Below are 14,819 nucleotides of genomic sequence, written 5' to 3' on the forward strand. Positions count from 1 at the left end.
CATCCGCCGAGCTTGAAGTTTCAACACCAGAGGGACATAGCCCATGACTTCTGACACCCCCGCCCGTAGGCGTGCCCGGGTGTTCTCCCGGCGGCGCTCCGCGCCCAGCCGGGCACGCCGGCGGATCGGCGCAGCGGTACGCATGCTCGCCGCGCTCGTGCTCGCCGGAGGCGTGTACACCGCCTTCACGCCGGGCGCGTTCGCCGAGGACAACGTCCAGCTCTCCGCTGCCGCGCAGGAGGGCAAGGCGCTCTTCGACAACAGCTGTATCACCTGCCACGGCAGGGACGGCCAGGGTGTCGAGGACCGCGGCCCGAGCCTGATCGGCGTCGGCTCCGCGTCCGTGGAGTTCCAGGTGGGCACCGGCCGTATGCCGATGGCCCGCCAGGAGGCCCAGGCCGAGCAGAAGACGCCGCAGTTCGACGAGGACCAGACCAAGCAGCTCGCGCAGTACGTGCAGGAGCTCGGTGGCGGCCCGGAGATCCCGACGGGCTCGCTCGTCGAGAACCTCGAGAGCAACCCGGAGGCCCTGGCCCGCGGTGGCGAGCTGTTCCGGGTCAACTGCACCTCCTGCCACGGCTTCGGCGGCGGCGGCGGCGCTCTCTCGTCCGGCAAGTTCGCTCCCAGCCTGAGCGACGCGACGGCGGAGCAGATCTACGCCGCGATGCTGACCGGTCCGCAGAACATGCCGGTCTTCGGCGACAACCAGCTCACGCCGGAGCAGAAGAAGCAGATCATCACCTACATCACCGCGCAGCTCCAGGAGGACAAGGACCCGGGCGGCATCTTCAACCTCGGCCGTTACGGGCCGTCGACTGAGGGCATGGCCATCTTCCTGGTCGGTATCACGCTGCTGGTCTTCACGTCGCTCTGGATTGCGGGGAAGTCATGACGACTACGCACCACGCGGACCAGACCGGCGCCGAGCCGGTCGACGTCCTCGATCCGCACCTCACGCGGTTCGACATCGTCAAGGAGGGACTCCGGCGCGACGACATCGAGATCGTCACGTACGAGTCCCAGTTCCACGGTCAGAACTCCAAGGCGGAGAAGCGGGTCGTCCGCAACATCTCCCTGCTGTTCGTCATCGCCGGCATCGCCGGCCTGGCGTTCCTGGTGTTCTACATCGTCTGGCCCTGGGAGTGGGAGCTCGGCCACACGCTGAGCGACTACTACACGCCGATCCTCGGCATCACCCTCGGCATCTCGCTGCTCTCGCTCGGCTTCGGCATCCTGGCGTGGGCCAAGAAGCTGCTGCCGCACGAGCTCTCGATCCAGCAGCGCCACGGTGAGCCCTCATCGGACGAGGACCGCCTGATCACCGGCCAGACCATGATGTTCGTCGCGGACGAGCTCGGTGTGCAGCGCCGCCCGCTCCTCAAGGGCGCGATCGGTCTCGGCCTGGCGCCGCTCGGCCTGGCCGCGGCGGCCCCGCTGGTCGGTGGCCTGATCGAGAACCCGCACAAGGGCGAGCACCCGATGATGTACACCACCGGGTTCCACCCGTCGAACAACGGCGGCAAGCCGGTTCGGCTGATCCGGGACGACGGCACGCCGATCCGTCCCGACGACGTCAGCGCCGGCGGCCAGATGACGGTCTACCCGGGCATCCCGCACGGCACGACCAACCAGCACGCCGACTCGCCGACGCTGCTGATCCACCTCCGGGCTGACGACGCGGCCGAGACCCGCAAGAACGCCGAAGAGGACAAGAACGGCCGCAACGTGGGGTCGATGTGGGGCAACTACGTCGCCTACTCCAAGATCTGCACGCACGCCGGTTGCCCGGCTAGCCTGTACGAGCAGCAGACGAACCGCCTGCTCTGCCCGTGCCACCAGTCGCAGTTCCTCATCACCGACAACGCGCAGCCGGTCTTCGGACCCGCGACCCGGCGTCTGCCGATGCTGCCGCTGACGGTGGACGAGGAAGGATTCTTTGTGGCAGCGTCTGACTTCAAGGACACCGTCGGACCCGACTTCTGGGAGCGGCCGTGAAAAGCCGAAAGAATGACCTGGCCGATGCGCCGGTCAAGTTCGCCAAGGGTGTGGACGACCGCTTTCAGGCCGCCACCCCGCTGCGAGCTCTGCTGAACAAGGTCTTCCCGGACCACTGGTCCTTCCTGCTCGGCGAGATCGCCCTCTTCTCGTTCATCGTGCTGCTGCTCAGCGGCGTGTTCCTGACCCTCTTCTTCGACCCGTCGATGAAGGAGGTCGCCTACGACGGCGAATACCTCGGCCTCCGCGGGACCATGATGTCCGCGGCGTACGAGTCGTCGCTGCACCTGTCGTTCGAGGTCCGTGGTGGCCTCTTCATGCGCCAGATGCACCACTGGGCGGCGCTGCTGTTCATGGCGTCGATCATCGTGCACATGGCCCGTGTCTTCTTCACCGGCGCGTTCCGCAAGCCGCGTGAAATCAACTGGGTCATCGGCGTCCTGCTCTTCCTGCTCGGCTTCTTCGCCGGCTTCACCGGCTACTCGCTCCCCGACGACGGCCTCTCCGGCACCGGTCTGCGCATCGCCTCGGCGATCATGCTGGCCCTCCCGGTCGTCGGCACCTGGATCTCCGCGGCGGTCTTCGGCGGCGAGTTCCCGGGCGAGCTGATCATCGGCCGGTTCTACATCGCGCACGTGCTGCTCATCCCGGGCATCCTGCTCGCCCTGATCAGCGTCCACCTGGGCATCGTGTTCAAGCAGAAGCACACCCAGTGGCCGGGCCCGATGCGGACGAACACGAACGTGGTCGGCGAGCGGATGTTCCCCCGCTACGCGATGAAGCAGGGTGGCTTCTTCATGGCGGTCTTCGGCGTGATCGCGCTGATGGCCGGCATGTTCCAGATCAACCCGATCTGGCTGTTCGGGCCGTACCGCGCCTCCGAGGTGTCGTCGGCGTCGCAGCCCGACTTCTACGTCATGTTCATGGACGGCCTGGTCCGGCTCATGCCGAACTGGCAGATCTACATCCCGATCGGCAACGGCTACAGCCTCCCGCCGATGTTCTGGCCCGCCGTGGTCGGCCTCGGCGCACTGTTCACGCTGCCGATGGCGTACCCGTGGCTGGAAGCCCGGAAGCTCAAGGACAACCGCACCCACAACCTGCTGGAGCGGCCCCGCGACAACCCGGAGCGCGTCGGCATCGGCATGATGGCGCTGACGTTCTTCATCGTCGCCACCATCTCCGGCAGCAACGACGTCATCGCCGACAAGTTCCACATCAGCCTGAACGCGATGACCTGGGCCGGCCGCATCGGCCTGCTGATCCTGCCGCCGCTGGCGTACTACATCTCGGTGCGGATCTGCCTCGGCCTCCAGCAGCACGACCGCCAGGTCCTGGCGCACGGCGTGGAGACGGGCATCATCAAGCGCCTCCCCAACGGCGCGTTCGTCGAGGTGCACCAGCCGCTCGGCCCGGTCGACGACCACGGACACCCGATCCCGCTGGAATACGCGGGCTGGGTCGTCCCGAAGAAGATGAACCGCCTGGGCGCCCTCGCCCCGGCAGTGAAGGGCTTCTTCTTCCCGGTCGAGAAGCCGGCCGACGTGCCGGTCTCGCCGGCACCGATCGGCAGCGAGAAGCGCGAAGAGATCAAGTCCGGTCGCTGACCGCTGCACCACTGCTTCACCGAAGGGCCCGCTCCGGCGGGCCCTTCGCCTTTTCCTGGTCTGCTGTCTTCTTGTGGAGCGGTGCGGAACCGTCAGGCGCCGCCGGCGGCCGCCACGACGAGATAGCGGTACAGGTCGTCGAAGGTCCGGCGGACCGGCTCGGGGGCCCACGCCGCCTCGCTGATCTCCGTAAGCCGGGACTTGACCTGCTTGCGGGGCGTCCCGAGGTCGGCGAAGACCATCTTCTCCCAGCCCAGCGTCTTGATCAGCAGGCAGAGCGAGGCGGTCCGCGGGTCGACCGGGCCGTCGCCGGTCACCGCGGCGATCAGGCGCTGCCGCACATCGGTCTCGGCGGCGGGCTCGGCACCGTCCGGAGTGGGATAGCGGGTGACCGGGACGACGAGCAGCACCTTCTCCTGCTGCCGCTGCAGGATTCCGGCCTCGACGAGGGAATCGAGCACCCGCGGCCGCAGCTTGCGCCCCAGCGTGTAGATCCACTCGTGCGGCTGGCGCTTCCCGTCCTTGGCCGCGATCAGCAGGAGGGCCTCGTCGAGCACCGCGCTGCCGGTCGGGCTCGCATCGCTGACGACGGTCTTCTTCTCGGGGACGGTGATCCGCTCGGTGAGCAGCAGTTCGGCGACGAGCGCCCCGCCGATGCCGTAGTCGAGCATGCCCCGGGTGCCCCGCGCGATGCCGTCGTCGTGGTACGCGATCAGCGCGATCTCTTCAGCCAGCGAAATGATCATGAAAGCGAGCGTAACCGCAGCTCAACTGACCGAATATCGCCCAGATCTCATCCTCGACTGGACAAATCTCTCATCGGGTACGCGTCAGAGCAGTCACCAAACGGCCCAGCGCCGGCCCGAGCGGGTCCACCCCGCCGGGCGGGTGTCCACTCGGGCGTGTGCCCCGCGTCGGGACGACTGTGGATCCGCTCGGCTGCGGGGTCTGCGCAGCGAATTTCCTGGTCAGCGCCGTGTCGACCCCGGCCAGTCCGGTGTCGGCTCAGTCAGCCCGGTGCCGGGTCAGTCAGCGTCGGGGAGACCGATGGCGAAGGCGTCCTCCAGGTCGTGCTTGGAGTAGGCGCGGAACGCGATGTGCGACTCGGTGTTGAGCACGCCGGGGGTCTTGGAGATGCGGCCGGCGATGACTTCGGCGATGTCGTCGAAGCGGGGCACCCGCACGATGGCGATCAGGTCGACGTTGCCAGCCACCGAGTAGACCTCGCTGACCCCGTCGAGGGCCGCCAACGCCTCGGCGACCTCGGGAATCGAGTCGGTGGCGCAGTCGATGTGGACGATCGCGGTGTTCACCTGCGGGCTCCTCGGCTGTGAGGTCGGTACGGGGTCGCGACCATGCTATGCCCTGGTGAACCGCCCGGCACACAGGACCGCGAACCCGCGCCCACCGCCGACATCGACGCGGGTGCCGAAAAGCTAGGCTCGGGCGGTGAAGGATGCCGATCCGCTGCTGCGCTGGTTCCTGGTCGACGAGCACCACGATGACGGTGATCGTCCGGTCGGGGTGTGCGTGGAGGTCGACGGCCTGTTCGCCGACGAGGCCGACCCGGCGGTCGAACGCTGGACCCTGCACGGCTGGACCGCCACGACCACGATCGGCCCGGGGCCACTCGGCGAGGTAGCGCTGACCGCCGGAAACAGGGAGAACTACCTGCAGGACGTCACCGTGGTGGAGGTGGCCGGCGAGACTCTGGTCCTGGAAGGACGGGTCCATCCGAGCATGGAGTACCTGCCGGACGAGGAACACCCGGACGTCCCCGAAATCGAGCTGCGCCGGATCGGTGCGGGCGAGGCGGAACTGCTCGGCACCTTCCGGACCGCCACCGGCCTGTACCGCGAGCGTCCGGAATACTGGCCGCCCGACGTGACCCTGATCGGGTTCCGCCCCGAGCCGTGGCTGCGGGAGGAGATGCGGCACAGCGAGGGGAAGCCCGTCACGATCCGGGCGACCGTCATCGCCCAGGACAGCGACGGGCGCATGATCCGGACCTCGATTTCGGGTCTGCACGCCGAGATCGCCGAGGTGCGGCCGTCCGTCCACGGTGGGGACCTGCTCGACGTCGCCCTGGACGACGGTTTCTGGGAGCCCATGCCGGTGTCCGCACGTCACCGCTGGACGGCCTGGCTGGATTCCCCGCCCCGGGAGAACGGGACGTGGGCGTCCCTGGACCCGGCCGGCCGGGTCGACTGGATTCTGATGGCCCTCAACAACCACAGCACGCAGCCGGAGCATCCGCCGGGGCAGACGTACCGGCTGGAGGGGCGGCACGTCACCGAGATTGCCGGCTTCTTCTGCGCTATGGGGGAGGCGATCAACGGTCCGGGCGGCTACTACGGCTGGGGTGAGCATGCGTTTGACGACTGCCTCAGCGGTCCGTACTTCGGTGCCAAGGGGCCGTTCCGGCTGATCTGGACGGACTTCGCCGTCGCGCGGCAGCACTGTGAAGGGCTCGACGACGTGCTCGCCCTGCTGGCGAAGCACAACGTCGAGGTGATCCAGGAGTAGCCCGCCTCACCGACGCCCGCAGTTCGCCTGGGCTGCGGGCATCGTGGGTTCCGGGACTGGGCTGCCGCTGTCCGGTCAGGCCGCGCCGGTGTGCGAACCGGGGGATGCCCCGGACAGGAGGCCCTCGAGCAGGTCGAAGGCGCGGTCGACGTGCGGCTGGAGCGACGTGCCGGGGGCCGCCCGCCATGATCCGATGGCGTGCGCGAGTGCACCCCAGCAGGTGCGCGCAACGAGGGAGGCCTCCTCCGGCGTCACGTCGCGGGCGATCAGCAGCTCGGCGATCAGGGCGATGAGGTGAGCCTCCTTTGCGGCCGCGCGCTCCTGCAGAGCTGGTGTCGCGGCGGCGATCGCGGCCAGGCGCTCGCCACCCTCGCGGTTCGCCTCAAGCGGCGGTACGAGGAGGTCGACCGTCCGGCGCATCGTCGGCCACGGTGCGACACCGGCCGGCACCGAGGCGAGCGCCTCGGTCACCCACCCGGTCAGCCGCCGTTCGCCGTCGAACAGCACCTCGCGCTTGTCGGGAAAGTGCCGGAAGAAGGTGCGCTCGGTCACGCCGGCGAGCGCGGCGATCTCGGCTGTGGTGACGGCGTCGAATCCGCGTACGGCGAAGAGCTCGAGCGCCGCATTCTCCAGGCGTTCTCGTGCTTCCTTCCCACTTCTCGGCATGAAGGCATCCTAGCGCACGTAGTGGCAGTCACTGTCGCAACGTGTTAGCGTCAGCCACTGACGCTAAGCGGCGTCAGTTACTGACATTCAGGAGTGCCTGGTGAGCATGATCGAGTCGCGCGCTGTCCGATTCCACACGACGGGCGAGCCGCTGGACGTCCTCCTTCAGGAGCGGACCGAGGTCGCCGATCCGGGCGAGGGCAGGATCCGGGTCCGCGTCGCCGCCACCGGTCTGAACCCCGCTGACTGGGAGCTCTGCCGCGGCTTCATGCCGGGCGCGCTTCCCCGCGGCATCGGCTGCGACGTGGCCGGCACGGTCGACGCGATCGGCGACGGCGTGGACGACGTCGCGGTCGGAGACCTGGTGTTCGGGGTGTCGGACTTCGCCGCGCAGCCGAGCGCCGGGGTGGCCGACTTCGCCATCCTGAGCCTGTGGTTCGCGGTTCCGTCCGGGCTCGATGCCGTGCACGCGGCCACGCTGCCGATGGTGCTGCAGTCCGCGGTCTGGACCCTCGACCTGATGGACGTACGTCCTGGTCAGACGGTCCTGATCCACGGTGCCGGCGGCATGGTCGGGTTCGCCGCCGTTCAGATCGCGCTGGATCGTGGGGCCCGGGTGATCGCCACTGCCGGTCCGACGTTCGCACCCGACCTCGAGAGCTTCGGCGCGGCCGTGACGGCCTACGGCACGGGAATGGCCGGGCGCGTTCAGGCGCTGGCTGACGCGCCGATCGATCATGTCCTCGACGTCTCGCGCCCCAACGCCGGTGCCGTTGCCGACCTCATCAGCATCGTGGGCGACCCGAAGCGTGTCGTCACCATCAGCAACCACGACGAAGCGCGGACGCTGGGCGCCCGGGTGAACATCGACGAGTTGATGGCCGGCGGTGGCTTCCCGTCGTCCGGCTTCCTGCCCGGCTACGCGGCCCGGGCGGCCGCCGGCACCTTCCGGCTGCCCATCGCCGCCACCTTCCCGCTCGACGACTGGCGTGCCGCCGCCGAGCTCAGCCTCTCGGGCGCTCCGCACGGCAAGGTTGTGCTGATCCCCTAGGGGCGGCCCTGCCGATCGCCCACGTCAGGAACGCTGGTGCGTTGCTGACATCCGGGGCGAGGCTCCCGGCCCGAGGGGTTCTTCACTGCCTGGCGGGCCGGGGCGCGGCGGTCAGAGGACGGGGATGGTGAGGCCGTCGCGGGCGCGAACGACGCCGGTGAGGGACTCGCCCGCCTCGACGACGGCGCCGGGCCAGACGACGCTGTGGGTGACCTGACCGTCCACGCAGGCGCCCGCGCCGACCACCGACCCGAGCGCCCGGCCGTTCACCACTGCCGACGTGTCGATCAGGCCGGCGGATGAGGAGGACAACGCGGTCAGCAGGTCGGTGCCGGTGGTGAAGGAATCGGGGGTGCTCAGGGCCGGGTCGGTCGCGCCCGCGGCGTGCAGGTTGGCGGCCAGGTAGTCGGCCGGGGTGCCGGTGTCCAGGTAGAAACCCTGGTAGCCGATCAGCTCCAGGGCGCCTTCCGCTTCCGCGGGGCGCCAGACCGTGCGGACCAGGTTCTCCGGCTTGTCGTCCAGGTCGCGGACGTAACGCCACGGCAGCAGGGAGAAGCCGGCGAAGCGGTGGCCGCTGAATCCGCCGGTGACGCCGGGGAAGCACGGCTTGGTGAGCATCCGGACGGTCTCGCCGTCCCAGCCGTCGAGTAGGGCGGCGATGTCCTCGCCCGGTTTGCGGGCCGGGTCCACCAGGTACGCGTCGGCGTTGCCGACCAGCACCCCGCGTCCGTCTATCCAGGACTTGAGGCGCCCCACGCCGCCGGAGGTGCCCAGCGGGCCGTCCGGTTCGACGGAGAGGTGCGCCCGGGCGCCGACGTGGGTGACGACCTGGTCGGCGAGGTACGCCGCGTTCACGGCGATCTGATCGGGTTCGGACAGTCCGAGGCCGGCGAGGCGGCGCAGGGCGTGGTCGAGCAGGGGCAGGTTGCCGACCGGGCAGAGGGCTTTCGGCACCGCGGCTGTGAGGGGGCGCAGGCGTTGGCCCTCGCCGGCGGCCAGCACCACGCCGCAGACCGACACCGCCGGCGCCGTCACTGGAGACCGTCCGAAGGAGCCGACGAAGCAGGAGGAGCCGACTGGGCCGGAGGAGCGGAAGAGGACGACTGAGGCGGAGAAGACGGCGAAGTGGACGGCGATGTGGACGGGAGCGACAGGACCGGCGCCTCATACGCCCCACCGGCCGTGATGGACGGCGGCAACTCGCCGGCCCGCGGCCCCATCCCGTAGACCCCGAGCAGCCGTTCCGTCGGCCAGGTCAGTTTCGGCAGATCGTCCAGTGCGTACCAGGCGGCTTCGATCACCTCGCCGCCGTCGACCTCCAGCGGTGTCCGGGACGCCGGCACCGCCGCGAACCAGACGGTGTCCACCACGCCACCGGTCGGGTGGACGATCGCGTTCGGATTGCCGGGGGTCAGGTCACCGGGCTCCACGCGTACCCCGGATTCTTCGAAAAGCTCGCGTGCGGCACCCACCGCGGGCAATTCGCGGCTCTTCAGGAGCCCGGCGGGCAGGCCCCATCCGCGGCCCGGCGGCTGGCGCAGCAGCAGGATGCGCCCGGGGGCCTCGGCCTCCGAGTCGCGGACCACGACAACCGCGCCGACCAGGTATTTCGGTGAGACGGCGCGGGCGATGTGCCGCCGTATCGGCAACGGCAGCCCGTAGAAAGCCTGGTAGGCGAGGCCACGTAACTGCCGAGGAAAGTTCACGCGGTAAGGCTAACGGTGCGGCGCGAAACGCTCAGTCCGGGTGGTCGACCAGGGCGATGAGCTGCTCGACCACGGTGTCCGGTTCCAGGCTGCGTTCGCAGACGGCGACCAGCAGGGTCTCCAGGTCGGGGTAGCCGAGTTCTTCGGCGAGGCGGCGCAGCGGCACCTCGCTGGCCAGGCCGCGATCGTGTTTGCGCAGGGTCAGTCCGATGGTGGCGCGGCCCAGGCGGACCTTGTCGGCGATGCTGATGCCCGGCTCGTTCTTCTCGTCGAAGTAGCGGTTGATCTGCATCTGTGCCTGGCTGGACTTGACGAAGCCGAGCCATTCCTTGCGGGGGCCGCGGGGCTCGTTGGTCGCCGGTTCGGTGTGCCCCTCGGACTCGGAGAAGATCTCGACGACGTCACCGTCGCGCAGGGGGGACGCGAGGGGGGCCAGGCGGCCGTTGATGGTCGCGGCCAGACATTGGTCACCCTGACGGGGACCGAGTTCGTACGCCAGGTCGACCGGCGTGGACTGGCTGGGGAGTTCGTAGGCGTTGCCGTGGGCGAAGACGGTGATCTGGCCTTCGGCGAGGTCACATCGCAGCGAGTCGAGGAACTGGGCGGAGTCGGTGGCGTCCTGCTGCCAGTCGAGTACTCGCTTGAGCCAGGTGAGCTGGTCGGCGCCCGGTGGTTCGTCGGCGGTCTTGGGATATCGGTAGCTGGTGGCGACGCCGTACTCCGAGAAGCGGTGCATCGTGGTGGTTCTGATCAGCACTTCGACCAGTCGCCCCTCGGGCCCCACCACGGTGGTGTGCAGGGAGCGGTAGAGGTTGTTCTTCGGCGAGGCGATGAAGTCCTTGAACCGGCCGGCCACCGGGCGCCACCGGCCGTGTATCGCGCCGAGGGCGGCGTAACAGTCGGTGTCCGGGCCGTCGACCACCACCGCGATGCGGGGCAGGTCGAAGGGGACGGAGTGACCGCCGGCCACCGTGTCCTTCCAGATCGAGTAGTAGTGCCGGGGGCGGGCGGACACCTCGGCGGTCACCCGCTGGCGGCGCAGTGCGACCCGGGCCTTGGCGGAGACGTCGGTCAGGTATTCCGCCCAGCCGGGCCGGTTCGTCACGTGCTCGTCGATGCGGGCGTAGGAGTCCGGCTCGAGGTGGAAGAGCACCACGTCGTCGAGGTCGCGTTTGAGGGCCTGGATGCCGAGCCGGTCGCAGAGCGGGACGAGCACGTCGAGCGTGGCCGTGGCGATCCGGGCCCGGGACGCGGGGGAGCGGACACCCAGCGTGCGCATGTTGTGGAGCCGGTCGGCCAGCTTGATCACCAGGACCCGGACGTCCTTGCCGGCCGCGACGATCATCTTGCGGATGGTCTCGCCCTCGGCGGCCTTGCCGTAGTAGGCCTTGTCGAACTTGGTCACGCCGTCGACCAGGTGGGTCACCTCGGGCCCGAAGTCGCCGTGCAGCGCCTCGAGCGTGTAGCTGGTGTCCTCGACCGTGTCGTGCAGCAGCGAGGCGACCAGCGTCGTGGTGTCCATGCCCAGCTCGGCGCAGATCTGCGCGACCGCGAGCGGATGGGTGATGTAGGGATCACCGGACTTGCGGAACTGGCCGCGGTGCATGCTCTCGGCGATCGCGTAGCTGCGCCGCAGGAGCGCCACGTCGGCCGACGGATGGATGCTCCGATGCGTCCGGGCCAACGTGGCGACCGGGTCGTCGTCGTTGTTCTGGAAGCTGAGCAGTGACCGCAGCCGGCGTGTGAAGCTCAGCTCCGGAGAGTGTCCTGCCTTGGACGCGGTCGGCATGGCACGACCGAGTGCGGCGCCGTGGCCGGCGTCGACGTCCACTCGGACACCCCCTCACCGATCGTCCACGCGCCACCTGATGCGTGGAGTCGCCTCGCGCTCTCGTCCCCTAAGCGAATCACCGAATGTGCCTGTCTGCCAAAGGTGGCGGGCCGCAAATGAGGCGAATCACCGCTAGGGTGCGCGTGCCTTACAGCCTAAGCGAGCGAGCGTCATCCGAACGGTCAGTTACCGATAGGCGAACGGTCGAGTCTTGTGTCGAAGAGGCCGCTTCCGCCCTGGTGAGGAGGGCACTGAAACGCGCCGCGCCACGGGCCGGTGACACCCAGTCGCCGGAGGTTTCCACCAGGCGGGTGTCCGGCCGCTCCAGCCACGCCAGGATGCGCTCGGTCTCCTCGGCCGTGGCGGCCGGCACCGGCCCGGGTCCTGGCAGGACCGTCTCGGCCGTCAGCCGGGCCGCGTCGAGGGTCGGGCGGGGGTGCGCGCGGGGTGGGGAGGTGGCCGCGGCGGCCAGCCGTCCGTGCCGGACCACCACGATCTCCCAGCCGCCCTTGCCGTCGCGGCGGGCCGCCACCAGCTCGGGCAGCCGGGTCAGCGCGTCCAGCCGCTGCATCCGGATCAGGGCGCGCAGCAGCGCGATCAGGCGGGAGCGGACCACCGCCGCCTCCTCGTAACGCTGCCGCTCGGAGAGCGTCTCGATCCGGGCCAGGATCGCGTCGATCACCGGTCCCGGATCGCCCGAGGTCGCCGCGCGAAACGGTTCGGCGGCGCGCAATTCGTACTCCGCCGGGGAGATCTCGTGCTCGCAGGGAGCCGGGCAGCGGCCCAGCTCGGCCAGCGCGCAGGCCGGCGTCTTCGAGCGCAGCGAGAGCCGGTGGTTGCACTGCCGCAGCGGGACGGCGTCGTAGACCCCGGCGGCGGCCAGCTCGGCGGTGCGCCGCGAGGAGAACGGCCCGAGGTGGGTCGAACCGTCCTCGGCGAACCGGCGCACCACCGACAACCTCGGGAACGCCTCGGCGGTCAGTTTGAGCCAGACCACCCGCTCCGGATATTTCGACCGCCGGTTGTACGGCGGAGCGTGCGCCGCGATCAGTCGCAGCTCGCGGACCTCGGCCTCGAGCGGGTGGGCGCACTCCACCGCCTCCACCCGGACCGCGGCGGTGAGCATCTCGGAGATCCGGGCCCGTTTCTCGCTGCCGGTGAAGTAGCTGCGGACCCGGGTCGCCACGTCCTTGGAGGTGCCGACGTAGAGCGGGCGGTCGTCGGCGGCCCGGAAGATGTAGACCCCCGGCACGTGCGGCAGGCCGTCGGCCAGGTGCCGCCGGCGGCGCTGCGCCGGGGTGACCGCCTTGGTGAACTCGATCGCGTCGCCGAGCGTGTGCACCTTGAAGCTGCCCAGTCGCTCGATCAGCCCGTGCAGCACGTCGACCGTGGCCTTGGCGTCGTCGAGGGCCCGGTGGTTCGGCGTCACCTCGGCCCGGAAGAACTGGGCCAGCGTGCCCAGTTTGCGGTTGGGCACCTCGTCGCGGGTCAGCGCCCGCCGGGCCAGCGCCGCGGTGTCGAGCACCCGCATCTGCGGCCACGGATGCCCGTGCTTGGCGCAGGCGGCCTTGAGGAAGCCGACGTCGTAGGGCGCGTTGTGGGCGACCAGCACCGCCCCGCGCAGGAACTCCAGCAGGCTGGGCAGCACCCGCTCGATCGGCGGGGCCGGGATCAGCATCGCCTCGGTGATGCCGGTCAGGACGGTGATGAACGGCGGGATCCGCTCACCCGGGTTGACCAGGGTGCCGAACTCGCCGAGACGCTGCCCGGCGCGCACCTTGACCGCGCCGATCTCGGTGATCCCGCCGCCGTCCGGAGCGCCGCCGGTGGTCTCCAGGTCGAGCACCACGAAGGTGGTGTCCGCCAGGGACAGCGCCGCCGGATCGACCGACCCGTCGGCGGTCAGCAGCGTGTCCAGAGTGCCCTGCACGTAGGCCGGATGTGTCACGGGCGGCAACCCTAGACCCGGGGTATGACAGAAACTCCAGGCCGGAGGAGAAAAGATCACTTGCTCCGACGGGCTAATCACCCGGGGCCGGTGTGAGAATGGGTGGATGTCCGCGCCGCTGAACCCCGCCGACCGCCCCGCTGAGGAGGCGGAGCTGTCGGATGCGGACTACGCGCCCGAGCCGGTTCTGCCGGAAGCCGTCCGACAACGGATCATGCATCTCTCCGCCGCTGCCCTCCCGGGCCTGCCCGCCGACGAGATCCCGGTCGCGCTGCGCCGGGTGGCCCGCTTCGCACCGAATCGCCGGGCCCGGCTCGGTGGCCGGGACATCGCCGCCCAGCTGGTCTCCGACCCCCTGTTCCGGCAGCGCATCGGTGCCCGGATCATGGCCGACGCCGGTGACCTGGGCGCCGCCGTGGCCGGCGGTGTCGCCCCGGCGGCCGCGGATCCGGTCGAGGTGGCCGCGCTGGCCTACCTGGCCCGGCCGGACAGCTGGCGCGAGCTGATCGACGCGGCCGGTGACGCGGTCCGCGCCGAGTCGGACAGCGCCGCGGTGGCCGGTCAGATCCGCAACGCCGAGCATCGTGCCGCCCGCGCCGAGCACGACCGGGCGGTGGCCCGGGTCGAGGCCGACAAGCTGCGTGACGAGCTGGCCCGGGTGCGCGAGGAGCTCAACCAGGTGCGCGAGGAGGCCCGCTCGTCGACCAAGGCGTTGCGTGAGGCGGCCATCGCGCAGAAGCGCGCGGCCGACCTGCTCGCCACCGAGAAGGGCCGGGCCGCGCGCGCGGTTCAAGATCATGAGACTGAGGTACGCCGCCTGCGCGCCAAACTGGCCGACGCCGAGGCGACGGCCGCCACCGGCAAGCAGGCCGTCAAGGACGCCCGGGCGGTCGACGACGCCCGGCTCTGGCTGCTGCTCGAGACGATCGGCCAGGCGGCCAGCGGTCTGCGCCGGGAGCTCGCCCTCGGCCCGGCCGACAAGCTGCCCGCCGACTTCGTGGCCGATGCCGCCGCGGAGCGTCCGGGCGCACCCGAGCGGTCCCGGGCCCGTGCCCAGGACACCGACGACCCGGGGCGCCTCGACCAGCTGCTCGCCCTGCCCCGGGCGCATCTGGTCGTCGACGGCTACAACGTGACCAAGCGCGGCTTCGCCGACATGTCCCTGGAACAGCAGCGCAAACGTCTGATCACCGGCCTGGGCGGGATCGCCGCGCAGACCGGCGACGAGGTGACCGTGGTCTTCGACGGGGCCGAGCGGGTGCACGGGCTGCCGCCGGCACCGCGCGGGGTGCGGGTGCTCTTCTCCCGCAAGGGCATGACCGCCGACGAGTTGATCCGTCAGCTGGTCCGCGCCGAGCCGCCGGGCCGGCCGGTGGTGGTGGTCTCCTCCGACCGCGAGGTGGCCGACGGGGTGCGCCGCCACGGGGCGTACCCGATGGGGGCGGATTCGCTGGTCCGCCGCCTCTCCCGCTCCTGAGGTCGAACGCTC

The 14,819-nt window shown here is 70.2% G+C and carries 12 protein-coding genes and 1 pseudogene; 6 read left to right on the forward strand and 7 right to left on the reverse strand.

Annotated features, from left to right (window positions below; all coding sequences use genetic code 11):
• Nucleotides 1-43 precede the first annotated feature (43 nt).
• From qcrC to qcrB, 3 genes are read left to right on the forward strand one after another with little or no spacing between them, the layout of a single operon-like run.
• Complete coding sequence (gene qcrC / locus WH85_RS25780; RefSeq protein ID WP_045744585.1) at nucleotides 44-892, forward strand: cytochrome bc1 complex diheme cytochrome c subunit; 849 nt, start codon at nucleotides 44-46, stop codon at nucleotides 890-892.
• On the forward strand, nucleotides 889-1,995 hold the full coding sequence (gene qcrA / locus WH85_RS25785; RefSeq protein WP_045744586.1) for a cytochrome bc1 complex Rieske iron-sulfur subunit: 1,107 nt from the start codon (nucleotides 889-891) through the stop codon (nucleotides 1,993-1,995). The genes qcrC and qcrA overlap by 4 nt, the downstream gene beginning before the upstream one ends.
• Entirely contained in the window at nucleotides 1,992-3,602 is a 1,611-nt protein-coding gene (qcrB, locus tag WH85_RS25790) for a cytochrome bc1 complex cytochrome b subunit (protein WP_045744587.1), read from the forward strand. The genes qcrA and qcrB overlap by 4 nt, the downstream gene beginning before the upstream one ends.
• 92 nt (nucleotides 3,603-3,694) lie before the next feature.
• Here qcrB and WH85_RS25795 read toward each other — a convergent pair whose 3' ends face one another.
• Complete coding sequence (locus tag WH85_RS25795) at nucleotides 3,695-4,348, reverse strand: GOLPH3/VPS74 family protein (protein WP_052720792.1); 654 nt, start codon at nucleotides 4,346-4,348, stop codon at nucleotides 3,695-3,697.
• Nucleotides 4,349-4,627: 279 nt separating this feature from the next.
• Nucleotides 4,628-4,915: an Lrp/AsnC family transcriptional regulator gene (locus WH85_RS25800; RefSeq protein ID WP_045744588.1), complete on the reverse strand. Its 288-nt coding sequence runs from the start codon at nucleotides 4,913-4,915 to the stop codon at nucleotides 4,628-4,630.
• A gap of 136 nt (nucleotides 4,916-5,051) precedes the next feature.
• Between WH85_RS25800 and WH85_RS25805 the strand changes: the two genes are divergently transcribed.
• Nucleotides 5,052-6,128, forward strand: a complete 1,077-nt coding sequence (locus tag WH85_RS25805; RefSeq protein WP_052720793.1) for a barstar family protein — start codon at nucleotides 5,052-5,054, stop codon at nucleotides 6,126-6,128.
• Between the two features lie 75 nt (nucleotides 6,129-6,203).
• On the opposite strand, the gene WH85_RS25810 is transcribed toward WH85_RS25805, so the two are convergent.
• Nucleotides 6,204-6,794, reverse strand: coding sequence for a TetR/AcrR family transcriptional regulator (locus tag WH85_RS25810; protein WP_045744589.1), 591 nt, complete (start codon nucleotides 6,792-6,794; stop codon nucleotides 6,204-6,206).
• A gap of 106 nt (nucleotides 6,795-6,900) precedes the next feature.
• Between WH85_RS25810 and WH85_RS25815 the strand changes: the two genes are divergently transcribed.
• Nucleotides 6,901-7,845: an NADP-dependent oxidoreductase gene (locus WH85_RS25815; RefSeq protein WP_045744619.1), complete on the forward strand. Its 945-nt coding sequence runs from the start codon at nucleotides 6,901-6,903 to the stop codon at nucleotides 7,843-7,845.
• A gap of 111 nt (nucleotides 7,846-7,956) precedes the next feature.
• Here WH85_RS25815 and WH85_RS25820 read toward each other — a convergent pair whose 3' ends face one another.
• The 4 genes and pseudogenes from WH85_RS25820 to WH85_RS25835 form a co-directional block, all read right to left on the reverse strand.
• Entirely contained in the window at nucleotides 7,957-8,880 is a 924-nt protein-coding gene (locus tag WH85_RS25820) for a sugar phosphate nucleotidyltransferase (RefSeq protein ID WP_045744590.1), read from the reverse strand.
• Between the two features lie 149 nt (nucleotides 8,881-9,029).
• Nucleotides 9,030-9,551: pseudogene (locus WH85_RS25825) on the reverse strand (NUDIX hydrolase); the annotation flags it as partial.
• A 31-nt stretch (nucleotides 9,552-9,582) separates the two neighbouring features.
• On the reverse strand, nucleotides 9,583-11,382 hold the full coding sequence (locus WH85_RS25830) for a RelA/SpoT family protein (protein ID WP_045744591.1): 1,800 nt from the start codon (nucleotides 11,380-11,382) through the stop codon (nucleotides 9,583-9,585).
• Nucleotides 11,383-11,530: 148 nt separating this feature from the next.
• Complete coding sequence (locus tag WH85_RS25835) at nucleotides 11,531-13,330, reverse strand: DEDD exonuclease domain-containing protein (RefSeq protein WP_045744592.1); 1,800 nt, start codon at nucleotides 13,328-13,330, stop codon at nucleotides 11,531-11,533.
• 106 nt (nucleotides 13,331-13,436) lie between these two features.
• Here WH85_RS25835 and WH85_RS25840 point away from each other — a divergent pair, with 106 nt between their 5' ends.
• Nucleotides 13,437-14,807 (forward strand): NYN domain-containing protein, encoded by a 1,371-nt coding sequence (locus WH85_RS25840; RefSeq protein ID WP_083449261.1) that lies wholly within the window; start codon nucleotides 13,437-13,439, stop codon nucleotides 14,805-14,807.
• Nucleotides 14,808-14,819: the final 12 nt, after the last annotated feature.

The organism is Actinoplanes rectilineatus (assembly GCF_000962825.1).
Taxonomy (GTDB): Bacteria; Actinomycetota; Actinomycetes; order Mycobacteriales; family Micromonosporaceae; genus Actinoplanes; species Actinoplanes rectilineatus.